This window comes from Pseudomonas sp. 22085 (assembly GCF_052045815.1).
Taxonomy (GTDB): domain Bacteria; phylum Pseudomonadota; class Gammaproteobacteria; order Pseudomonadales; family Pseudomonadaceae; genus Aquipseudomonas; species Aquipseudomonas glycinae.
This window is the reverse complement of the sequence record NZ_JBQEQA010000016.1, coordinates 35,435-57,671: the sequence shown is the minus strand read 5'-3', so window position 1 is coordinate 57,671 and position 22,237 is coordinate 35,435. Positions and strand designations below refer to the sequence as shown.

Annotated in this window: 23 protein-coding genes and 1 pseudogene; 13 read left to right on the top strand and 11 right to left on the bottom strand. The window is 60.0% G+C overall.

The features are described 5' to 3' along the window. The first annotated feature begins 440 nt into the window (after positions 1-440). The 3 genes and pseudogenes from ACTJK7_RS20010 to ACTJK7_RS20000 all read left to right on the top strand — a co-directional run bounded on the left by ACTJK7_RS20010 (position 441) and on the right by ACTJK7_RS20000 (position 2,432). A complete protein-coding gene (locus tag ACTJK7_RS20010; RefSeq protein WP_440781099.1) occupies positions 441-668 on the top strand; it encodes a hypothetical protein in 228 nt (75 codons plus the stop codon). 147 nt (positions 669-815) lie between these two features. Next, positions 816-1,097: pseudogene (locus ACTJK7_RS20005) on the top strand (PAS domain-containing protein); the annotation flags it as partial. 243 nt (positions 1,098-1,340) lie between these two features. After that, the gene (locus tag ACTJK7_RS20000) at positions 1,341-2,432 is read left to right on the top strand and encodes a methyl-accepting chemotaxis protein (protein ID WP_419791393.1); all 1,092 of its coding nucleotides are present in this window, start codon (positions 1,341-1,343) and stop codon (positions 2,430-2,432) included. Here the strand turns inward: ACTJK7_RS20000 and ACTJK7_RS19995 are convergent. The 5 genes from ACTJK7_RS19995 to norR form a co-directional block, all read right to left on the bottom strand. Next, the gene (locus tag ACTJK7_RS19995) at positions 2,402-3,151 is read right to left on the bottom strand and encodes a YkgJ family cysteine cluster protein (RefSeq protein WP_440781098.1); all 750 of its coding nucleotides are present in this window, start codon (positions 3,149-3,151) and stop codon (positions 2,402-2,404) included. The two genes, ACTJK7_RS20000 and ACTJK7_RS19995, sit on opposite strands and share 31 nt — an antisense overlap. Positions 3,152-3,238: 87 nt before the next feature. Continuing rightward, the gene (locus ACTJK7_RS19990; protein ID WP_007956738.1) at positions 3,239-3,556 is read right to left on the bottom strand and encodes a hypothetical protein; all 318 of its coding nucleotides are present in this window, start codon (positions 3,554-3,556) and stop codon (positions 3,239-3,241) included. Between the two features lie 152 nt (positions 3,557-3,708). Continuing rightward, entirely contained in the window at positions 3,709-4,167 is a 459-nt protein-coding gene (locus tag ACTJK7_RS19985) for a GNAT family N-acetyltransferase (RefSeq protein WP_108563199.1), read from the bottom strand. 27 nt (positions 4,168-4,194) lie between these two features. Continuing rightward, positions 4,195-5,097: a chemotaxis protein CheV gene (locus tag ACTJK7_RS19980; protein WP_007956731.1), complete on the bottom strand. Its 903-nt coding sequence runs from the start codon at positions 5,095-5,097 to the stop codon at positions 4,195-4,197. A 124-nt stretch (positions 5,098-5,221) separates the two neighbouring features. Further along, positions 5,222-6,775 (bottom strand): nitric oxide reductase transcriptional regulator NorR, encoded by a 1,554-nt coding sequence (norR, locus tag ACTJK7_RS19975; RefSeq protein WP_108563197.1) that lies wholly within the window; start codon positions 6,773-6,775, stop codon positions 5,222-5,224. Positions 6,776-6,938: 163 nt separating this feature from the next. Here norR and hmpA point away from each other — a divergent pair, with 163 nt between their 5' ends. The 9 genes from hmpA to ACTJK7_RS19930 all read left to right on the top strand — a co-directional run bounded on the left by hmpA (position 6,939) and on the right by ACTJK7_RS19930 (position 15,834). Further along, positions 6,939-8,120 (top strand): NO-inducible flavohemoprotein, encoded by a 1,182-nt coding sequence (gene hmpA, locus ACTJK7_RS19970; RefSeq protein WP_440781097.1) that lies wholly within the window; start codon positions 6,939-6,941, stop codon positions 8,118-8,120. Between the two features lie 233 nt (positions 8,121-8,353). Next, positions 8,354-8,914, top strand: coding sequence for an ester cyclase (locus tag ACTJK7_RS19965; RefSeq protein WP_011335845.1), 561 nt, complete (start codon positions 8,354-8,356; stop codon positions 8,912-8,914). 25 nt (positions 8,915-8,939) lie between these two features. After that, on the top strand, positions 8,940-9,449 hold the full coding sequence (locus ACTJK7_RS19960; RefSeq protein ID WP_440779915.1) for a disulfide bond formation protein B: 510 nt from the start codon (positions 8,940-8,942) through the stop codon (positions 9,447-9,449). An 824-nt stretch (positions 9,450-10,273) separates the two neighbouring features. Next, positions 10,274-11,215, top strand: a complete 942-nt coding sequence (cyoA, locus tag ACTJK7_RS19955; protein ID WP_011335843.1) for a ubiquinol oxidase subunit II — start codon at positions 10,274-10,276, stop codon at positions 11,213-11,215. Between the two features lie 3 nt (positions 11,216-11,218). Next, positions 11,219-13,249 (top strand): cytochrome o ubiquinol oxidase subunit I, encoded by a 2,031-nt coding sequence (gene cyoB / locus ACTJK7_RS19950; protein WP_064383941.1) that lies wholly within the window; start codon positions 11,219-11,221, stop codon positions 13,247-13,249. A 3-nt stretch (positions 13,250-13,252) separates the two neighbouring features. Further along, positions 13,253-13,879, top strand: a complete 627-nt coding sequence (locus tag ACTJK7_RS19945; protein ID WP_007956720.1) for a cytochrome o ubiquinol oxidase subunit III — start codon at positions 13,253-13,255, stop codon at positions 13,877-13,879. After that, a complete protein-coding gene (gene cyoD / locus ACTJK7_RS19940; protein WP_007956718.1) occupies positions 13,879-14,214 on the top strand; it encodes a cytochrome o ubiquinol oxidase subunit IV in 336 nt (111 codons plus the stop codon). The genes ACTJK7_RS19945 and cyoD overlap by 1 nt, the downstream gene beginning before the upstream one ends. A gap of 10 nt (positions 14,215-14,224) precedes the next feature. Further along, on the top strand, positions 14,225-15,112 hold the full coding sequence (cyoE, locus tag ACTJK7_RS19935; protein ID WP_085668163.1) for a heme o synthase: 888 nt from the start codon (positions 14,225-14,227) through the stop codon (positions 15,110-15,112). Positions 15,113-15,342: 230 nt separating this feature from the next. After that, on the top strand, positions 15,343-15,834 hold the full coding sequence (locus tag ACTJK7_RS19930; RefSeq protein WP_007956714.1) for a RidA family protein: 492 nt from the start codon (positions 15,343-15,345) through the stop codon (positions 15,832-15,834). A 68-nt stretch (positions 15,835-15,902) separates the two neighbouring features. Here the strand turns inward: ACTJK7_RS19930 and ACTJK7_RS19925 are convergent, their stop codons facing one another. From ACTJK7_RS19925 to ACTJK7_RS19915, 3 genes are all read right to left on the bottom strand, one after another. Next, positions 15,903-16,607, bottom strand: coding sequence for a hypothetical protein (locus ACTJK7_RS19925; protein WP_064383940.1), 705 nt, complete (start codon positions 16,605-16,607; stop codon positions 15,903-15,905). Positions 16,608-16,780: 173 nt separating this feature from the next. After that, positions 16,781-17,305, bottom strand: coding sequence for a hypothetical protein (locus ACTJK7_RS19920; RefSeq protein WP_440779914.1), 525 nt, complete (start codon positions 17,303-17,305; stop codon positions 16,781-16,783). Between the two features lie 74 nt (positions 17,306-17,379). Next, complete coding sequence (locus tag ACTJK7_RS19915) at positions 17,380-18,285, bottom strand: LysR family transcriptional regulator (RefSeq protein ID WP_007956710.1); 906 nt, start codon at positions 18,283-18,285, stop codon at positions 17,380-17,382. A 102-nt stretch (positions 18,286-18,387) separates the two neighbouring features. Here ACTJK7_RS19915 and ACTJK7_RS19910 point away from each other — a divergent pair, with 102 nt between their 5' ends. Further along, complete coding sequence (locus tag ACTJK7_RS19910) at positions 18,388-19,575, top strand: aspartate aminotransferase family protein (protein ID WP_440779913.1); 1,188 nt, start codon at positions 18,388-18,390, stop codon at positions 19,573-19,575. Here ACTJK7_RS19910 and ACTJK7_RS19905 read toward each other — a convergent pair. From ACTJK7_RS19905 to ACTJK7_RS19895, 3 genes are all read right to left on the bottom strand, one after another. Then, positions 19,569-19,823, bottom strand: a complete 255-nt coding sequence (locus ACTJK7_RS19905) for a Txe/YoeB family addiction module toxin (RefSeq protein ID WP_440779912.1) — start codon at positions 19,821-19,823, stop codon at positions 19,569-19,571. The two genes, ACTJK7_RS19910 and ACTJK7_RS19905, sit on opposite strands and share 7 nt — an antisense overlap. After that, positions 19,820-20,074: a type II toxin-antitoxin system prevent-host-death family antitoxin gene (locus ACTJK7_RS19900; RefSeq protein ID WP_064383936.1), complete on the bottom strand. Its 255-nt coding sequence runs from the start codon at positions 20,072-20,074 to the stop codon at positions 19,820-19,822. Before ACTJK7_RS19900 ends, ACTJK7_RS19905 begins: the two co-directional genes overlap by 4 nt. A gap of 197 nt (positions 20,075-20,271) precedes the next feature. Beyond that, complete coding sequence (locus tag ACTJK7_RS19895) at positions 20,272-22,191, bottom strand: alkaline phosphatase D family protein (RefSeq protein ID WP_440779911.1); 1,920 nt, start codon at positions 22,189-22,191, stop codon at positions 20,272-20,274. Between the last annotated feature and the right edge of the window lie 46 nt (positions 22,192-22,237).

The window sequence follows — 22,237 nt, the reverse complement described above, 5'->3', positions numbered from 1 at the left end:
GCATGCGGCTGCGCCGCACGGTCGCTGCGCTCCCACCCCCGGATAAATCCCTCCACTCAGCCTTCCGATGGGGCCGGCACGTCAAAAGCGGTACTCGAGCTAACGCTCATCGTTTTGAGTGGTGAAGAGCGGAGAGCGGAGAGCTGAAGACAGAAGCAGAAAACGGACTGCTTTTGTTTTGATCGTTCCCACGCTCCGCGTGGGAATGCCGCCCGGGACGCTCCGCGTTCCATTTTCGGATGTTTGGATATGTGTTGGGTGTACCGTTTGTTGCTGTAGTGCTTTTGGGTAGATCGGGAGGGGTGATCCGTTAGTCGACCTGTCCCAAAAAGGCACTGGTCGTATCCTTTTGGGGGCTCTTTAAACTCCGCTCACGCAGGTATACTGCGCGCTTTCGCGGCTCGTCCACCGGGCCGGACTTTTTGCTTCGCGGAGCTTTCATGACTTCCCCAATCGACAACGCTGTGAGCGATGTCCCGGCAGAGCTGGCTGAGGCCAGTGAATCCAAGCCGACCATTCCTGCGTTCAAGTTTCCGTTCAAACCAGGTGATCTGGCGGCTGCCAAAGCGGCGAAGCAGCCGCAGTTCAAGGGCAAGGACGGTGATCGTCATGCCAAGATTCCGGGTGTGGCACCTTCGGGTACTCGCCGTTCGATGGGCAAGCGCTGATTCAATCCCGCCTCGGCCGTTGCTGTGATTTTCGGTCACAGTGATGGCTAATTGCTCAGTTCCTGAGCCAGATCAACGTTTCACCAGTGAGTGCGCTTAGAGTCAGCAGCCCTGCCGACTCTTTCCAATAAAACGAGCGCGCTTTCCATGAAGATCAATCTCCCGGTGACCGGGCGCAATGTCGATGTTGCGCCGGATGCGAACATTCTCTCGACCACCGATCTGACCAGCGCGATCACCTACGCCAACGACGACTTCATCAGGATCAGCGGTTACAGCCGCGACGAGCTGCTGGGTGCGCCGCACAATTTGCTGCGTCATCCGGACATGCCGGCGCAGGCGTTTGCCCATATGTGGCAGACGCTCAAGGGTGGGCGGTCGTGGATGGGGCTGGTGAAGAATCGTTGCAAGAGCGGTGATCACTACTGGGTCAGTGCCTATGTCACGCCGGTCACGCAGAACGGTGCGGCGGTGGAGTATCAGTCGGTGCGCACGCGGCCGGATGCGCGGCAGATTGCGGCAGCGGAGCGGGCGTATGCGCAGTTGCGCGAGGGGCGGGTGGCGCGGTGGCCGCGGCTGCCGAGCCTGAGTTTGCGGGCGAAGATCATGGCGTTGACCAGTTCGGTGCTGGCGCTGGTGCTGGGGATGGAAGCCTGGCTGCGGCCGGAGTCCATGGGCATCGAAGCTGCTGCGCTGGTGGTCGGCAGCGGCGCGTGTGCGCTGGGCGTGGGTTGGTTATTGCGGCCGCTGGAGCATTTGACCGAGCGTGCCCGGCTGATTGCCGATAACCCGTTGAGCCAGGGCATTTATACCGGGCGGCGGGATCAGTTCGGGCAGATCGAGTTTGCCTTGCAGATGCTTGAAGCGCAGGTCGGCGCGGTGGTGGGGCGCATTGGCGATGCATCGCAGCGATTGGCCGGGCATGCGGCGCAGCTTGTGGATCATTTGCAAAGCAGTCATACCAGTACGTTGGCGCAGCAGGCGGAAACCGATCAGGTGGCGGCGGCGATTCATCAGATGGCGGCCAGTGTGGCCGAGGTCGCCAGCCATGCGCAGCAGGCGTCGGTGGCGGCGGATATGGCCGGGACGGAAACCCGTGAGGGGCATTTGCTGGTCGGCGAGAGTCGCAGTGCGGTGTTGCGGCTGGCCGAGGAGTTGGGGCGGGCGACCGAGGTGATTCATCAACTCGAAGGCCACAGCAGCGAAATTTCCGGGGTGCTGGAGGTAATTCGCAGCATCGCCGAGCAGACCAACCTGCTGGCGCTCAACGCGGCGATCGAAGCGGCCCGGGCCGGGGATGCCGGACGCGGGTTTGCGGTGGTGGCCGATGAGGTGCGCGGTCTGGCTCAGCGCACTCAACAATCGACCAACGAGATTCAACGGATGATCAGCACCCTGCAAAACGGCGCGCGGGATGCGGTGCTGGTGATGCAGCAGAGCAGCGAGCATGTGGATAACAGCGTCGAACAGGCGCAGCGTGCGGCCCGGGCACTGGACGGGATCAGCGGGCGGGTCGAGCAGATCACCGAGATGAGTCTGCAGATTGCGGCGGCGGTTGAAGAACAGAGCGCGGTGAGTGAGGACATCAACCGCAATATCGTCAGTATTCGCACGGCGTGCGAGCTGACGGTGGATGAGGGGCGCCAGAGCCAGCTCAACTCACAGGATGTGGCGGGGCTGGCGGGGGATTTGCGTTCGCTGGCGCGGGAATTCTGGGGGCGGCGGCAGGGCGCTCAGGCTGCTCGCAACGAGATGAACGCGTAGGTCTGCGGCGGTTCGGACACCACGTGTGCTCCGGCCGCCCGTACTTGCCCGGCGATGTCGTCGCCGGAGACATGGAACAGCCATTCACTGGAAACTTCGCTCAATGGCTGCGCCGTGACCTGATCGATCACCGAGGCAAACGCGCCCATGTTCGGCAGATACGCGGTAAACCCGTCGCCCTTGAGCGCGGTGGTGCGGATGCCGAGCAGGCCGCAGATCGCGTCCTTGGTCTGGATGTCATCCCGATCGGCCTGACGGGAGCGCTGGATCAGCGTCACCAGTTCCTGATTCACCAGCTCACCGCCGACGATCAACTGCGGCCCTTGCTCCCAGGACTCTGGCGGACAGTCCTTGGCGGTGGGGTTCAGCGCAATGTGCGGATTGATTTCGGCGGGATAGATGCGGCACACCAGCGGCCGGCGCTCGTAGATGCGGCACAGCTTGTCTTCGTCAAGATTCCGGCAGGGGCCGACGTTGTAGGCAGCGAAAGTGATTGCCACATGGGCGTCGGACATTCCGCTGCGTACTACCGCCGAACGCCGCTGAGCGTGTTCACGCTGCTGCTCCGGCAGGCCGAGGCCGTTGGCGAGAAACGCCTCCACCAGCACGATCACCTGACCGCCGTCAGCCGCCCACATGCGGGCTTCGGCCAGGGTCAGGGGCACATGGTGATCGGTGCAGCATTTGCCGCAGCCTACGCAGGAAAAGGTTGTATTCATTGAGCGGGCAATCTTCAATCAGGGTGTGAATCGGCGACATAAAGCCGCCGTACAGGCCCGGAGTGAAGCAAGTTGTGCGCCATTCGCTCAGGGTTTGGCGGTCGGGCGGATCGAGTCCCATTCGGTGACGAACGCGGTTTTCGACTTTTTGTTGTACAGGCACAACTCGGTGCCTTGCTGGCCCTTCATGTGTTTTTGCGGGTATTGGCCTTGCAGCAACAGCGCGGTGTAGCCGACGCGGTCATCGAATTGCGCGGCGTTGCCGACCGGTTTGGCGTTTTTCAGGCCGCTGGCCTTGGTGCAACTGGCGAGCACGGTTTTGTCGTAGGCCGCCCAGGCGTCGGGGCTGGAGGCGTGTGCCAACGGGGCGATGAGGCAAAGTACGGAGAGGGCGAGGCGTTTCATGGTTCGGGCATCCTTGGGTTCAGGCCAGGGTTGGAGTATGCCTGAGCGGGAAAAGTTGTCTTGAGGCCGCCATCGCGGGCAAGCCCGCTCCCACAGTTTTTGTGAGCGCCGCAAATACCTGTGGGAGCTGGCTTGCCAGCGATGGCGGTCTGTCAGTCCGGCACCAGTTCCCGGCGAACCACGTACATTCCAGACCTTTCGTACAAGCGCTGTGCTCGCTGGTTGCTCTCCAGCACCTTCAGGTCGACAAACCCTTCGCGCCGATCCTGAAACACCTTGAATGCATGAAGCAGCAACGCCCGACCCAATCCACGACCCTGAGCGCGAGGATGCACCACCAGATTCTTGATGTAGGCACTGGTCCAGCATTGCGCCACGCCAATGACGCCTTCGGCATCGCTGGCGATGAAACACAGTGCCGGATCGTATTCCGGGTCGTTTTCAAACTGCTGTTGCCAGACGTCCGGCGCTGGCACCCGACCACCGCTTTCGCGGTAGCCGAACTGCATCAGCTCATGCACGGCGGCTGCACGTTCGGCGCTGTAGGTGGCGAGTTCGATGCCGTTCGGCCATTCGATGGCCGGCACGTCCTGGCTCAGGTCGCGCCGCATCAGGAAGCAGAACGTCTCGCCCAAGACTCAGTGGCCCTGAGCGGCGACGAATTTGGCCGCTTCGATCAGGCAGTGGGTCAGCTCCGGCGAGGAGAACTTGGTCAGCACACCGTTGGCGCCGGCGAGGCGGGCCTTTTCGCTGTTCATCGCGCTGTCGAGTGAGGTGTGCAGCAGCACGTAGAGGTGGGCGAAGTCCGGGGTCTCGCGCAGGGTACGAGTGAAGGCGTAGCCGTCCATCTCGGACATTTCGATGTCGGAGACGATCAGGTTGATCTGCTGCGCCGTGCCTTGCAGGTCCAGCAGGCAGTCGATGGCTTCCTTGGCGCTGCGCGCAGTGTGGCATTGCAGGCCGAGGTTGCGCAGGGTGTGCACCGATTGCTGCAGCGCGACCTGGCTGTCGTCCACCACCAGAATCCGCGCGTTGCCCAGCACTTCGGCGTCTTCCATGCTCAGCTCGGTCGGGGCCATTTCGATCTGCGCCGGGGCGATGCCGTGGATGACTTTTTCGATGTCCAGCACCTGCACCAGCGTGCCGTCCACCGAGGTCACGCCAGTGATGTAGGCGCGCGAACCGCCGGAACCGAACGGCGGCGGTTTGATGTCAGTGGTCAGGCAATGCACGATCTTGCTCACCGCCTGCACATGCAGACCCTGTTTCGAACGGCTGACGTCGGTGACGATCAGGCAGCCGCCGTTCGGATCTTCCAGCGGCCGCTCGCCGATGGCGCGGCTCAGGTCGATCACCGACAGCGAAGCACCGCGCAAAGTGGCGATGCCTTTGACGTGCGGGTGCGACTCCGGCAGCTTGGTCAGCGGCGGGCAGGGGATGATTTCACTGACCTTCAGCAGGTTGATCGCCATCAGCTTGCCGCTGCGCAAGGTAAACAGCAGAAGCGAAAGTGAATCTGCGCGGGCTTTGTTGGAAGACATAAAAACCTTCTGTGGAAAAAGGTGAGCGGCGATCGCACGGATCGCCAGCAGGTATCGATGCCGGGTTATCGACTTGTAACCGGCAGGCTTTAGGGATTCCGGCGCCAATCCGACGGCGGGACTTTTATTTCATCCCCAACCGCTTCGCCATCCGCCCCAGATTCGCCCGGTCCAGCCCCAGTTCACGGGCGGCACTGGCCCAGTTGTCCTGATTGCGCTCAAGCGCTGCACTGATCAACTGCCGCTGATACTGCTCGGTGGCGCTGCGCAGGTCGCCGCTGATCAATGGCAGAGCGGCAGTCGCTTCGGACGGCGCCGGCGAGTTATCCACAACCTCGCGCGGCAGATCGAGGTCCATCGCGCTCAAACTGAGAATCTTCGGTCGCACCTTGCAGTTGCCCAGCGCCTTCAGCGCGCTGCGTCCGATCAAGTGCTCCAGTTCCCGCACGTTGCCCGGCCAGGTGTAGGCCAGCAGCGCTTCCTGGGCGTCGCTGCTCAGGCGCAGACTATTGAGGCCCATGCGCGAGCGGTTCTGTTCCAGGAAGTAACCGCTCAGCAACAGCACATCGCGACCCCGGTCACGCAGCGCCGGCACCCGCAACGGGTAAACGCTGAGGCGATGGTAAAAGTCGGCTCGGTAGCGGCCGCTGCGCACTTCTTCGGCCAGATCACGGTTGGTCGCAGCGATCAGGCGCACGTCGACCTGATGCTCCTTGTCCGAACCCAGGCGCTGCAACTGACCACTCTGCAACACCCGCAACAGCTTGGCCTGGACGGTCAGCGACAACTCGCCGACTTCATCGAGAAACAGCGTGCCGCCATTGGCCAGTTCGAACTTGCCGCGCCGGTCGCTGGTGGCACCGGTGAAGGCGCCGCGCACGTGGCCGAACAGTTCACTTTCGACGAGCGTGTCCGGCAGCGCCGCGCAGTTGAGGCTGATGATCGGTTTGTCGGCGCGCTTGGAAGCGGCGTGAATGGCCTGGGCCACCAGTTCCTTGCCGACCCCGGTTTCCCCAGTGATCAGCACGGTCAGGTCGCTGCCGCCGACCAGATTGATTTCTTCCACCAGCCGTTTGTGGGCCTTGCTCTGGCCGATCATTTCACGGTTTTGCTGACCGCTGGCCTGACGATAAACCTCGGCGCGCTGGTGTTCGTCTTCAGCGCGAATCGCCAGACGCTCGATGCGTTCAGCGGCATTCACAGTGGCCGATGCGAGACTGGCGAAGGCTTGCAGGGCGTCGAGTTCGATCGGTTCGAAGCGCTCCGGATCGAGGGCGTCGAGGGTGATCAGCCCCCACAGCTTTTCATCGACGAACAACGGACAGCCGAGGCAATCGTGAACTTCAAGATGATCGTCGAGGCCGTCGACCAGTCCGTCGTACGGATCGGGCAGATCGCTGTCGGCGGCGAAACGGGTCGGCCCTTCGCCGGCCAGCAGCACTTCAAAGCGCGGATGTTCGCTGACCTTGAACCGGCGGCCGAGGGTGTCGGTACTCAATCCGTCCACAGCCAGCGGCACCAGCCACTCGCCGTCGAGGCGCAACAGGGCGGCGGCATCGCAGGGCAGCAGGGCGCGCATGGCTTCCAGCAGGCGCCGGTAGCGCTCGCCTTCGGGCAGTTCGCGGGACAGGTCGGAGACCAGTGGGAGCAGGGCGGTGAGCAGTGATTTGGCGGACATAGGCCTGTAGTCAAAGAGACACGTTGTAGTCCAAGCGACTATAGAGGTGCTTGTGTCGATCTGACTACATGATTTTCAAGCTATTGATTTATATGAACAAAATAGTTGGCACGAATACTGGAATAGCTAAGGCACTTTTAGAGAAAGCTCAGGAGTCACCCTTATGCTTAGCGTTCAGGATCGTGCAATCATCAAATCCACCGTGCCTCTGCTGGAAAGCGGCGGCGAAGCGCTGATCACCCATTTCTACCGCATGATGCTCTCCGAGTATCCGGAAGTCCGCCCGCTGTTCAACCAGGCCCACCAGGCCAGCGGTGACCAGCCTCGCGCTCTGGCGAACGGTGTGTTGATGTATGCGCGCCACATCGATCAACTCGACCAGTTGGGCGATCTGGTGGCGAAAATCATCAACAAGCACGTGGCGTTGCAGATCCTGCCGGAGCATTACCCGATCGTCGGAACCTGCCTGCTGCGCGCCATCTGCGAAGTGCTCGGCGAAGAAATCGCCACCCCGGAGGTGATGAGCGCCTGGGGCGCAGCCTACGGTCAGCTGGCCGAGATTCTCATCGGTGCCGAAACCGCCATCTACGACCAGAAAGAACAGGCTGTCGGCGGCTGGCGCGGGGCGCGGGAGTTCATCGTCGCGGCCAAGGTCGAGGAGAGCGCGGAAATCACCTCTTTCTACTTCGAGCCGGCGGACAAGGGCCCGATCCTGGCGGCCGAACCAGGCCAGTACATCGGCATGAAGCTGATCCTCGACGGCGAAGAGATCCGTCGCAACTATTCGCTGTCGGCCTTGGCCAACAAAGGTCAGTACCGTATCAGCGTCAAACGCGAACCGGGCGGCCGTGCCTCCAATTACCTGCACGATCAGCTTCATGTCGGTGCCAGCATCCAGCTGTTCCCGCCATCGGGCGAGTTCACCCTGACCGCCAGCGACAAACCGCTGGTACTGATCAGCGGCGGCGTCGGCATCACTCCGACGCTGGCGATGCTGGAAGCGGCGCTGGAAACCGAGCGTCCGGTGCATTTCATTCACTGCGCGCGCAATGGCAGCGTGCATGCGTTCCGTGACTGGATCGATGGTCTGGCCGCGCGTCATCCGCAGCTCAAGCGTTTTTATTGCTACGCCGAAGATGACGGCGTGAGCCCAGCGGCGGACAAGGTCGGGTTGTTGAGCGAGGAGCAACTGGGCAAGTGGCTGCCGGCGGAGCGTGATGTGGACGCTTACTTCCTTGGGCCGAAAGGTTTCATGGGGGCGATCAAGCGACACCTGAAGGCGCTGGGTGTGCCTGAGAAGCAGAGCCGGTATGAGTTCTTCGGGCCGGCTGCTGCTCTGGAATAATCCAGGACCGAGTCGCCTCTATCGCGGGCAAGCCCGCTCCCACAGGATTTATGTCGTACACAGCATCTGTGAGCGACGCCGAACCTGTGGGAGCGGGCTTGCCCGCGATGGGGGCGCCGCTGACTTGATTCTTAAATTCTGTTTAAAGGTTAATCGTTTCTTAACCGGTTTATCGTTTATTCCCCGATGCTGATGATAGGCGCTCGTTCGTTTACATGATCAGGATCGCCCCCATGTCGCACTTCGCCTCTTCCCGTCGTTTCAGCCTGGCCACGTTGGGCCTGTCGGTTGCCTTGCTGTCCAGTCCGTTCGCGTTCGCCGAATCCGCCTTGATCGAACCCCAGACCCTGATCGTCGATCAGAGCCTGCCCAAGGCCCAGCGCGATGCGATGGAGCTGGCGGCGCGGCGTTACGGCAGTTTCTGGAACACGGGCGAAGAGGCGTTGGCCACCGCCGCCCTGTCGCCGCAGTTCGTCGACAAGACCCCGCCGGAAGGCCGGGTGCAGGGGCCGACCGGGCCGCTGCTGGCGTCGAAGTTCTTTCGCACGGCGGTGCCGGACTTGAGCTGCGAGATCGAGCAAATGATCGTCGCCGGGGATCGCGTGGTGGTGCATCTGCACTTTCGCGGGCATTTCACCGGCACGTTCAAGGCTCTCAAAGGGCAGGGCCAGCGTGTAGACTTCCGGGCAACCGATATCTATCAGATCGACAACGGTCGCATCGCGGCCAATTGGCATATCGAAGACAACATCAGCCTGATGGCGCAACTGCAAGCGCAGCCGCCGGCCAGCTGAACCATGGACATGAAAGGGAAACGCGATGAGCGAGGAAACGATTCGATTGGGACGTGAGCGGCGCTATCTGGTGTTGCTGGGCATCATCTGCCTGGCGCTGATCGGCGGTGCGCTGTACATGCAGGTCGTGCTCGGCGAGGCGCCGTGCCCGCTGTGCATCCTGCAGCGTTATGCGTTGCTGCTGATCGCGCTGTTCGCGTTCATCGGCGCGGCCATGCGCACCCGACGCAGCATCACCGTGTTCGAGGTGCTGGTGGTGATTTGTGCCATCGCCGGGGCCGGTGTCGCCGGGCATCACGTGTATACCCAGTTCTATCCGGCGGTGAGCTGCGGCATCGATGTGTTGCAGCCGATCGTCGATGACCTGCCGCTGGCGAAGATCTTCCCGCTGGGCTTCCAGGTCGACGGTTTCTGCTCGACGCCGTACCCGCCGATTCTCGGCCTGTCGCTCGCTCAATGGGCGCTGTTGGCCTTCGTGCTGGTGGTGATCCTGGTGCCGCTGCTGACCTCGCGTAACCGAAAAGCATTGCGCTGAATCAACTTTTCGGCGCCTGCGCCGATAATACAAACGCCTCGATTTGCGGTGACGCAAATCGGGGCGTTTGGCATTTCAGGGTCTGTGTGAAAACACCGTGACGAACAGCAAGGAAGGGTGCGACAGGTGTGCGACATGTTGTCACACGCGCCGTGTCGCAGCGCGTTTCACCGGCCCGGATTGGAGTGCTGTTACAAAAAAGGATTGGTCTGTTCCGGCGTTTTTCGTTCTTTGCACGGGGGTGCCGGATCAGGCAGTTTTAACAGACTCTGACAGATGGCCAAAAGCCTTGGGATATCGGGCTTTGCGCGAATCGCGCGGTGGGAAAAAGCCCACGGAGCTGTCTGAACTGATGCGGATAGACGTACACTTTTTGGTGTTTTTGTTGAGAATCGATTTCGATAACATGGGTCACTTTTGCAAAAACGTTGATGGATTGTTGCTCTGAGCGATAAAAATTATTTCGGGATAAGACATGGTGTATAGGGCGCTACCTATCTACAATCGCCCGCACTGAATTCCCGGCACTGTTCAGCCTTTATTAAGGAGGCGAGCAGGAAGTCGGGTGTCGGGCAGCCGAGAGGCTTGCGAGACACCCAGGTGTCGGTGCCTTCCAACTTTCCGCACCAAATGGAATTGGTCTGTAACAAGGCCTTTGACCACGAATTCGAATAAGAACTGACCGCTGTCCCAGGTTTTGTCGAGCGTCTGACGCGCGACGGGCAGCCCTTATTCAATCCAAAGAAAATGCCAACCCTTGGCAGGGTGAAGTGTTGGCGATCAAAACCCAACTGCATTGCGCAAGCTGCTTTAGAGGTCGTGAGATGAGTAAAAACAGGTACCCCAGATTACTAGGCCTAGTGCCGCTGCTCGGCACGTTGTTGCTGGGAGGCTGCAACATGACCTTGCTCAATCCAACGGGCCAGGTCGGCCTGGAACAGCGCAACCTGATCATCACCGCCACGCTGCTGATGCTGTTGGTCGTTGTGCCGGTCATCGTCATGACCTTCCTGTTCGCCTGGAAGTACCGCGCCTCGAACAAGAACGCCGTCTACACCCCGAAATGGTCGCACTCGACCAAGATCGAAGTGGCAGTCTGGACCATCCCGGTCCTGATCATCATTGCCCTGGGTTACATCACCTACAAGTCGACCCACTCGCTGGATCCGTATCGTCCGATCGAATCCGACGTCAAGCCGGTGACCATCGAAGTGGTCGCGCTGGACTGGAAGTGGCTGTTCATCTACCCGGAACAAGGCATTGCCACGGTCAACAAGATCGTGTTCCCGGCGCATACCCCGGTTAACTTCCGGATCACTTCGGACGCGGTGATGAACTCGTTCTTCATCCCGGGCCTGGGCGGCCAGATCTATGCGATGGCGGGCATGACCACCAAGCTGCACCTGATCGCTGACCGCAACGCTGAAATGGACGGTATCTCCGCCAACTACAGCGGCGCTGGTTTCACCGGTATGAAATTCAAAGCGATCGCAACTTCTCAGGAAGATTTCGACGCCTGGGTAAGTGAAGTCAAAAAGGCACCTAAACAGCTTGAAGCCGCTGAATACGCAGCCCTTGCCAAGCCAAGCCAGAACAATCCAGTCGAGCTCTACTCCTCGGTCACGCCGAACCTGTTCCAGACCATCGTCGACAAGTACGAAGGCATGAAACCGGGCAAGCCGCTGAAGCACGAGAAGAAAGAGAAAGAAGTGGCGGCAACGGATATGGACTCGAATTCGCATTCAGCTGCCGGGGCAGAGGAGTAAACGATGTTTGGTAAATTAAGTTGGGAAGCGATCCCTTTCCACGAGCCGATCGTGATGGTCACCATCTCGATGATCGCGCTCGGTGGTCTGGCGTTGTTCGCTGCAATCACCTACTTCAAGAAGTGGACTTACCTGTGGACCGAGTGGCTGACGTCGGTCGACCACAAGAAAATCGGCGTGATGTACATCATCGTCGCCATGGTCATGCTGCTGCGCGGTTTTGCCGACGCCATCATGATGCGTACCCAGCTGGCCATGGCCACCGAGGGTTCGCCTGGCTACCTGCCACCTGAACACTATGACCAGATCTTCACCGCTCACGGTGTGATCATGATCATCTTCATGGCGATGCCATTCTTCACCGGCCTGATGAACCTTGCAGTGCCGCTGCAGATCGGCGCACGTGACGTTGCGTTCCCGTTCCTGAACTCCCTGAGCTTCTGGCTGCTGGTGTCCGGCGTCGTGCTGATCAACCTGTCCCTGGGCGTCGGCGAATTCGCCAAGACCGGCTGGGTTGCCTATCCACCGCTGTCGGGTCTGCAATACAGCCCTGGCGTGGGGATGGACTACTACATCTGGGCGCTACAGCTATCGGGTCTGGGTACAACGCTAACCGGGGTCAACTTCCTCGCGACCGTGCTGAAAATGCGTACCCCTGGCATGAAACTGATGGACATGCCGATCTTCACCTGGACCTGCACCTGGGCAAACGTTCTGATCGTGGCTTCGTTCCCGATCCTGACCGCTACCCTGGCACTGCTGACCCTTGACCGTTACATGGATTTCCACATTTTCACCAATGAACTTGGTGGCAATCCGATGATGTACGTCAACCTGTTCTGGGCATGGGGCCACCCTGAGGTTTACATCCTGATCCTGCCGGCGTTCGGCATTTTCTCGGAAGTCATCTCGGCCTTCACCGGCAAGAAACTGTTCGGCCATCACTCGATGATCTACGCCTCGGGCGCGATCTCGGTACTGGGCTTCATGGTTTGGCTGCACCACTTCTTCACCATGGGTTCGGGTGCCAGCGTCAACGCCTTCTTCGGTCTGGCGACGATGCTGATTTCCATCCCGACGGGTGTGAAACTGTTCAACTGGCTGTTCACCATCTACCAGGGCCGTCTGCGCTTCACCAGCCAGGTTCTGTGGACCCTGGGCTTCATGGTGACCTTCGCCATCGGCGGCATGACCGGCGTACTGCTGGCCATCCCGGGTGCTGACTTCGTTCTGCACAACAGCCTGTTCGTGATCGCGCACTTCCACAACGTGATCATCGGCGGCGCGGTATTCGGCTACATCGCAGGTTTCGGCTTCTACTTCCCGAAAGCGTTCGGCTTCAAGCTGCACGAAGGCTGGGGTAAAGCAGCGTTCTGGTTCTGGATCTCGGGCTTCTTCGTCGCGTTCATGCCGCTCTACGCTCTGGGCTTCATGGGCATGACCCGTCGTCTGAACGCCACCACCAACCCTGAGTGGGTACCGTACCTGTACGTTGCCATGTTCGGTGCGGTGATGATCGCTGTCGGTATCGCCTGCCAGCTGATCCAGCTGTACGTGTCGGTGCGTGACCGCAAGAAACCGGAAAACATGTGCGAACACGGTGACCCGTGGAATGCCCATACCCTGGAATGGTCGACCTCGTCGCCACCTCCGTTCTACAACTTCGCTGTACTGCCAAAAGCAGACTGCATCGATCCGTTCACCGAGGCCAAGGAAAACGGTACCGCGTACAAGGCTCCGGCCAAGTACGAACCGATCCACATGCCGAACAACACCGCCACTGGCGTGGTGATGGGCGCACTGCTGACCGTGTTCGGTTTCGCGATGATCTGGCACATCTGGTGGTTGGCGATCGCCAGCCTGGCCGGCACTGTCATCTACTTCGTGATCCACGCAGCACGTGACGATCAGGGCTACATGGTGCCGGTCGACGTGATCGAGCGCATCGAAGCCGAGCAGCACAAGCGTCTGGTAGCGGCCGGGAAGATCCCTGCTTCCGCAACCCGTGTTGAAACCAAGTTGGAACAGGCTTAAACAATGTCGAACTTAGTGACCAATGCTGGACACGCCCATGGTCATGACCATGGGCACGATGACCATCACCACGACTCGGGCGAGATGACCGTATACGGTTTCTGGCTCTACCTGATGACCGACTGCATTCTGTTTGCGTCGATCTTCGCGGTGTACGCGGTACTGGTAAACAACGTCGCCGGTGGCCCGTCGGGCCACGACATCTTCGAACTGCCATACGTGCTGGGCGAAACCGCTCTGCTGTTGTTCAGTTCGATCACCTACGGCTTCGCCATGCTGGCGTTGTACAAGGGTAAAAAGCAGCAGGTTCTGGGCTGGTTGTTCATGACCTTCCTGCTCGGCGCAGGCTTCATCGCCATGGAGATCAACGAGTTCCACCTGCTGATCTCCGAGGGCTTCGGTCCTAGCCGTTCGGGCTTCCTGTCGGCGTTCTTTACGCTGGTCGGTACCCACGGTCTGCACGTGTCCGCCGGTCTGATCTGGATGGGCATCATGATGTACCAGGTCAACAAGCACGGCCTGACGGCGACCAACAAGACCCGTCTGAGCTGCCTGAGCCTGTTCTGGCACTTCCTGGACGTGGTGTGGATCTGCGTATTCACCGTTGTTTACCTGATGGGGACCCTGTAATGGCTAATGCACACTCCCATGACAGCCATGATGCTGGCCACGGCAGCGTAAAGTCGTACGCCATCGGCTTCATCCTGTCGGTAATCCTGACCGTCATCCCGTTCGGCCTGGTGATGTTCCCGACCCTGCCGAAGTCGACGACGCTGGCAATCGTCCTGCTGTTCGCGGTGATCCAGGTGATCGTTCACCTGTATTACTTCCTGCACCTGGACCGTTCCATCGCTCAACGTAACAACGTGATTGCGTTCGTCTTTACGGCCATCGTGATCGTGCTGCTGGTCGGTCTGTCGCTGTGGATCATGTTCAGCATCCACACCTACATGATGGCGAAGTGAGGTAAACCCGATGTCGCTCAAGCACTTTATCCAAATCACCAAACCGGGGATCATTTTCGGTAACGTGCTTTCTGTGGCAGGCGGGTTCTTCCTGGCCTCGAAAGGGCATGTCGATCTGGCCGTGTTTCTGGCAGCCATGATCGGCACTTCCCTGGTCGTGGCCTCCGGTTGCGTGTTCAACAACTGCATCGACCGCGACATCGACCTGAAGATGGAACGCACCAAGAACCGGGTGCTGGTCCAGGGCTTGATCTCCCTGAAACTGGCCCTGGTCTATGCAACCGTCCTGGGTGTCGCCGGCGTTGCGTTGCTGTACAAGGTGGCCAACCCGTTGGCCGCATTGTTCGCCGTGATCGGCTTCATCATCTACGTCGGCTTCTACAGCCTGTACCTCAAGCGCAAGTCGGTTCACGGCACGCTGGTGGGCAGTCTGTCGGGCGCCATGCCGCCGGTGATCGGTTACGTGGCCGTGACCAACAGCTTCGACATGGCCGCGCTGACCCTGCTGGTGATGTTCAGCCTGTGGCAGATGCCGCATTCCTACGCCATCGCGATCTTCCGCTTCAACGATTACCTGGCCGCATCGATTCCGGTGCTGCCAGTGAAGCGTGGGATCCAGGTGGCCAAGAAGCACATCCTGCTCTACATCCTGGCCTTCCTCGTGGCGACCTTGATGCTGACCTTCAGCGGTTACGCCGGCATGAGCTACCTCGCCGTCGCCGCGGCCATGGGCATGTACTGGCTGTACATGGCCTGGACCGGCTACAAGGCGGTGGATGACACGGTCTGGGCACGCAAGCTGTTCGTGTTCTCGATCTTCACCATCACCGCGCTGAGCGTCATGATGTCCCTGGACTTCAAGGTGCCGACCGAGCTGCTGCTGACGTACGCGCCGTAAGGTTCGAACGTTGTAAGAGAAACCCCGTTCATCGAGAGATGAGCGGGGTTTTTTGTTGCTCGGATGATGGAGAAACGACGCCCTTTGTCGCGAACGGACTCTCTCCCAAAAGGGTGGGGTAATCAGCCATTCCCCCGAAACGACTAGCTAGAAATCGACAGGTTGCGGTCGGTAGGCAAAAGCCCTAGATTCGGATCCAACTACATGCATCGATCAAGAGGCTGGGCGAAATGACTGAGAGGATGACCTGCGACGAGCGCTTCATTGCCCTGGCAAAAGAGCTGAATTACGACATCAATGGCGAGAACACGGTGGGCGGCAATTACGCGCCGTTGATCCGTCATCACGATGAGATTTACATCAGTGGCATGGTGCCGCGCACCGAGGGCAAGATTCAGTATCCGGGGCGGGTGGGGCAGGAGTTGACGCTCAAGGATGCGCAGGCCGCGGCGAGCATCAGCGCGATGCGTTGTCTGGCCTTTATCGTCGATGCGGTCGGTTCGCTGGACAAGGTCAGGTCGTTGTTACGGGTCACGGTGTACGTGAAGTCCACGCCGGATTTCGTCGACCTCAGCGAAGTCGCCAACGGCGCCTCGGACGTGTTCAGTTATGTGTTGGGCGATGTCGGGCGCCATACCCGCACCACCGTCGGCGTCTATCAGTTGCCGAAAAACGCAGCCATCGAAGTCGATATGATTGCCGCCGTGCATCCGTCGGCATAACGCCGATCACCGGACAACAAAAAGCCCCGCCTGAAGTTCAGAGCGGGGCTTTTTCGTCAGCGCCGGTATTACTGGGCGGCGATGCTGTAACCGTCGAACGCGGTCTGCTGTTGCAGCGCGGTGATGATGTTCTTGCGGTTGATCGCGTGCTCGGTGCCGGCGTTGTCGACGAAGGTTTCGCCTTCGATTTCCGCCTCTTCGCCTTCACCGACGAAGGTGAAGCCGAGGAACTCCAGCGCCTCGCGATCTACGCTCAGGCGCGAACGCGGTGTGCGCAGCGGCAGGGTCACGCTGATGCCGTCCTTGCTGATGCTGAACACCTCGACGTCTTTCTTGGCGCGTGCGGCCTTGCTCTTGCCGCCGCTCGGGTTGCTGATCGCCTGATGGGTCTGGTTCAGCACCTTGAGGGCCAGGCCGTAGACGATTTCCTGGAACGCCGGATCGTCTTTGAAGCTGGACAGGATGCGGCTGATCGGGAATTTGCTGCTGAGGTCTTCGAGGGCGGCGATGTCGGCGGCTTCGGCGTCCTTCAGGCGCTTGAGTTCGCCCATCAGCTCATAGGCCTGGTCGTCATCGAAGCGGTCGTGGGCCTGACGGATCGCGGCGCGCAGTTCGCGGATCTGATCGCTCTCGCGGCTCGACTGGAACGCGTCCAGCACCATCTCGCTGATGATCTTCGCCTGTGGGATGTGTTGTGAAAGATTGATGGAGTTTTCGTATTCCGCTTTGGACGACAGAGTGACTACGGATTCAGCGGTGTTGAAATCGGACATTGAAATTTCACTACTTTTTTAACTTGAGATGAGACGAGAAAGCGCTGGGGGCTTTTTCAGGCCGACTAATTTAGGGGAGCGCGGCGGCGTTGTCACGGAGCAAGGGGCCGGTGGTGCCGATTATTTGTCCGGATGATTTGTGAAGGGCAACCAGGCACCGCGCGTGCCTTGTCTCATTCATTGGCGACAGCGTTCTCGGGTAGTCGCCGGGATGTCAGGCCACGCAGCGTCCAGTAGAGCTTTAGAGAACGGGTGCCGATCAGGCCGCACATGAAGCCCGCAATGCAGGCTTTGAGCAGCAGCATGTCCGGGGACGCGGAACGCTCCGGATGCACGTCATGCTGATAATTGAAGTAGTAGTTCGCGGAAAAGAACATCAGGTACATGATCAGGATTTTTGTGGTGCCCGGCATGATCAGCCCTGTCGCAGAGTCGTCGAGCACCACGCCCCGCCGGGAGAAAACCAGCCAGGCCGAGAGACCGCCCAGCAACAGCGCGCCGAGCCAGGTGCTGAAAAACAAGGCCGGGTTGATCGACAGGTTCAGGGAATACAGCGACCACGCCAAAAACGCCGGGGGTGTTATCAGCATCGAGGCACGGCTCTCGCGTCGGGGAGAAAACGACTTGATGCCGAAATAAACCACCAGCAGAAAAATCAGGTAAACCCGTAGCGGAGTGTTTTGCAGAATCGTGAGCATTGCGCAGCATCCATGCTGGAAAGGAGAGCTGAATCATAGCCTCTGTCAAAATGATCGTCGGCTTTTCAATCCGATCAGGGTCTGCCCCACATCTGCATGGCGAATTCGACGAAGCGACGCAGTTTCGGCAGCCGATAGCGATCCGGCGCGTAAAGCAGATGCATCGGGCGGTTCGGCGGCTGGTAGTCAGGCATCACGACGACCAGTCTGCCGTCGCGCAGGTCCTGTTCCACCAGTGCGTCCGGCAGCATCACGATGCCCATGCCGGTGCGCGCGGCCTGATGCAGGCCGGCGGAGCTGTTGATCAGCATCGGGCCTTTGACGTCGACCATGATTTCTCCGTCGGGGCCGCTAAGGCGCCACTGTTTTTCCACCGATTGCCAGTCATCGCCGGCGGGGTAGGCGAAGGACAGACAGTCGTGCTGACGCAGTTCCTCAGGCGTGAGCGGCATGCCGCGTCGGGCCACGTATTCCGGGGAGGCGCAGACGGTCAGGGTGTAGTCGATCAGCGGGCGGGCGATCAGGTTGGACTGGTCGAAGTGGCCCAGTCGGAAGGCCACGTCGAGACCGCTTTCCAGCAGATCAGGGCGGCGGTTGGTCAGGATCACGTCGAGTTTGACCTGCGGACATTGCAGGGAAAACTCACTGAGCGCCGGGGCCAGGCGTTCGACGCCAAAGGTCAGCGGCGCAGTAACCCGCAGAATGCCGCGCGGTTCATCCAGCGTCTGTTCAGCGAGGCGTTCGGAGTCGGCGACCAGGCCGAGCACTTCCAGGCAGCGCTGGTAGTAAACGCTGCCGAACTCGGTCAGCCGCTGGCGGCGGGTGGTGCGTTGCAGCAATTGCACACCGAGCCGTTGCTCCAGCGCCCGCAGGTGATTGCCCACCATGGTCGTGGACATTTCGCACTGCAAGGCGGCCGCCGTCATGCTGCCGGACTCCACAACCTTGACGTACACGCTCATCGACTGGAACAGATCCATTATCAAACCAGGCTTTTAAATGATTGAAGTTTTGCCGAGTTTATCCAGTTCAGATGGATAACCATACTGCCAGCACCTCTCACCTCGCTGGAGTTTGCCGACATGACCGCCGCCCTGATGAACACCTATCAACCGCTGGAATTGAGCTTCATCAAAGGCCTGGGCACCCGACTCTGGGATCAGGCGGGCCGCGAGTATCTGGACGCGGTGGCGGGCGTGGCGGTGACCAATGTCGGCCACTCGCACCCACGCATCGTGTCGGCGATCAGCGAGCAGGCGGGATTGCTGCTGCACACCTCCAACCTCTACAGCATCGACTGGCAACAATCGCTGGCGCAGAAGCTGACGCAGCTGGCGGGGATGGAGCGAGCGTTTTTCAATAACTCCGGTGCCGAGGCCAACGAAACCGCGCTGAAACTGGCGCGTCTGTACGGCTGGCGCAAAGGTATCGAACAGCCGCTGGTGGTGGTCATGGCCAACGCATTTCATGGTCGTACTCTCGGCACCTTGTCCGCCAGCGATGGCCCGGCGGTGCGCCTGGGTTTCAATGACTTGCCCGGGGATTTCGTCAAGGTTCCGTTCGGCGATCTTGAGGCGCTGGAGCAGGTACAGCGCAAGCATGGCCAGCGAATCGTGGCGATTCTGGTCGAGCCGATTCAGGGTGAAAGCGGCGTGCAACTGGCGCCGCCCGGCTACCTCAAGGCCCTGCGTGAATTGTGCAACCGTCACGCCTGGCTGCTGATGCTCGACGAGATCCAGACCGGCATCGGCCGCACCGGTCGCTGGTTCGCGTTCCAGCACGAAGGCATCGTTCCCGACGTCATGACCCTCGCCAAAGGCCTGGGCAACGGCGTGCCAATCGGCGCCTGTCTGGCACGGGGTCGGGCGGCCGATCTGTTCACCCCCGGCAGCCATGGCAGCACCTTCGGCGGCAATCCACTGGCGTGCCGGGTGGGCTGCACCGTGCTCGAGATCATCGAGGAACAGGGCCTGCTGGAAAATGCCAGAGTCCAGGGCGAGCGCCTGCTGACCCGCTTGCGTGCAGAGCTGGCGGACAATCCGAATGTGCTGGCGATTCGCGGGCAAGGGCTGATGATCGGTATCGAACTCAAGCAGCCGATCCGCGACCTGACATTGATTGCGGCACGGGATCATGGACTACTGATCAACGTTACTCGCGGCAAGACGATCCGGTTGCTGCCGCCGCTGACGATTGATGAGCGGGAGGTGGGGATGATTGTCAGAGGGGTGGGCCGTTCCCTGAGCCATGTCTCATCCCTCGGTCAGTAGTGAAATCTGCAATTTATGACGCAGATTTCGCCGTCTACGATCGCATAGACCAAGCGATGCTCGGCAGTTATCCGCCGTGACCAGAAGCCGCTCATGTTGTGCTTGAGCGGCTCCGGTTTGCCCAAGCCTTCAAAGGGTTGGCGCTGGATCGCTTTGATCAGAAGATTGATTCGTTTGAGACCGGTCTTATCGTTTTGCTGAAGCCATAAGTTGTCTTCCCAGACCGTTGGCGTGAACTGGATTTTCATTCTTCAATCAGTTGCCTGACTTTGGCTTTTCCAGCGCGCATTTCGCCAATCGATTTGATCAAGCGCTCGGCATTGGCCGGAGAGCGCAGCAGATAAGCCGTTTCTTCCAGCGCGTTATATTCGGCCAGAGACATCATCACTACAGGCTCGCCTTTTTGACGGGTTACCAGAAGTGGGGCGCAGTCTTCATTCACGCGATCCATGGTTTCAGCCAAGTACGCACGAGCTGTGGTGTAGTTGATAGTGTCCATTTCACACCTCGCTTGATGCAAAGAACGTTCAGAAACGAGTACAGGATGACAAGACGATTCCTGCCCGTGGTTGTGCCACAGACGGGCTGTCTGCGGCGTACTGAGTATCACCGAAGTCTCATCGAGACGTTTCTGGGTCTTCTGTAAGCTGATTCCGGCGAGCCTGCCATCCTTCTCACTGTCTACGTGAGATTTTTCTAATCAGGGTAGTCCGACAAATCCGGCGCCAGCATCCGGGTCTTCGGTGCGCCGTTCGCGTTGTGCTGGATGATGTCTTTCGGTTGCCCCTGTTGATTGAAAAACACCTGACCAATCCCCGCAGAATTCCACAGCCGTTCACCCGCTTCGGCGTGTTCCGGCACATACGGAACGATGCGCATGCGGCGGCGTTTGGTCAGCCAGTTGAGCGGCGAGCGTGGTGAGTAGAGCCAGCGGTTGAGGCGGTCGAACCATTCCAGCAGGGTCGGCGGGAACTCGTTTTTGATGCCGCTGCTGGTGATTTGCCAGATGCGCGGGCCGGCCTTGCGGTTTCGGATCAGGACTTCGTAGACGAACGAATAATGCACGTCGCCTGACAGCACCACGTAACTGCCCGGTGTACGTGAGTGTCGGAAAATGTTCAGGATCACCTGAGCTGCGCCGCGATGGGCCATCCAGTTTTCCGCGTCCACCAGCAGTGGATAACCGCACCAGCTGAACACTCGCTGCACGGTTTCGATCAGCTTCACGCCAAAGATCGGTGCCGGCGAAACGATGATCGCCGAAGGGTGGTCGAGCAGTTCCTGCTGCAGTTCGCTCAAGGCTTCCCAGTCCAGCAGACCCGACGGTTGCTTGAGCGCCATTTCGCTGCGCCAGCGTCGGGTTCGGGTGTCGAGTACCACCAGCGCCGGGCTGGTTGGCATTACGAAATGCCATTGCTGAAAGCGCAGCAGTTCATCGATCAATTCGTCCTGCGCGGTTGTGTCGAGATAGGCGTCGTCACCGCTGGCGCTCAGGCCTCGGGTTTTCTCCAGCACTGCGCCGAATGCATCCGGATTGTTGCCCCAGCCCTGACACAGCATGTAGGCGATCAGCGCGTTGCCGATGATGCGCTTGGAGAACGGGTGGCCGTAGGCCGTTTCCTCCCATTGCGCGGACAGGTTCCAGTCATCGGTGATGTCGTGGTCATCGAAGATCATCAGGCTCGGCAGATGCGCCAATGCCCGGGCCACCTGGCCGAGGCCGACCTTGAAATCGTCGATGCGGGTCCGCTCGAGGGCGTAGCGTTTGAGGCGTTCCGGTGTCAGTGCCGGCGGCTGCGGATTGACCAGTGTCCAGGGTGTTGGCGACCACACCAGCAAATACATCGCCATGACTTCGGCAAACGTCACGAGGTGATTGTCGGCGCTGCTGCTGGTGAAAATCGGCTTGCGCGCCCCGCCGAAGAAACGCTCGCGCAGTGTCTCGTTGCTCTCGAGTGCAGGCAGCAGATCCGCACGGTGGTAGTAACTGGCGGGGTGTTCGTAGAGTTTCTCGCTGTCGCTGACTACTGCGCCTTCGAGGTGTTCACCGAACAGACCGAGGCGCTCGATCAAGGCATGAATCGCCCGCAACATCGGACCGGCCACATCGTCGGCGTAAACCTGATCACCGCTCATCATCAACAGGGCGGGACGTTGCTGCGGATCGGTTTCGGCGGCCAGCAACCGGTCAACACAGAGCAGGCCGTCGGCGGCCGGGTGATGGGGCTTGCGGCAGGATCCATGGAGCAACTGGTCGATGCGCGAGCGCAGGACGAAGTTCGGGCTGGTGGCGTTGTCGTAGAGCAGGTGTGGCGCCCAGTCGGCGATGGGCTGCTGGCCATCGATCAACAGGTCGTAGTCGATGCGGGTGTCGCAGGGCAGGGCGGTTTCCAGCGGAACGTCAATCAGGTGAACAAACGCCCGGGTGCCTACCGGAATGACGTTGCATTTCCCGCTATCGAGAGGAATGTTCCCTACGCCTTGCAGACGCAAGGTCAACGACAGCTCGCGGCTGCCGACCAGCCAAAGAACGATGCGCGTCGGTTCGAGCCGTCGCAGCAACGGCCCGGCCAGAACAGCGGGCAACGGGCTCAGGTCATCAGGTGTCGGAGGCATCGGGGGAAAAGCTCAAGGCGCACAGGCCGGCGATGATAGCGCAGCC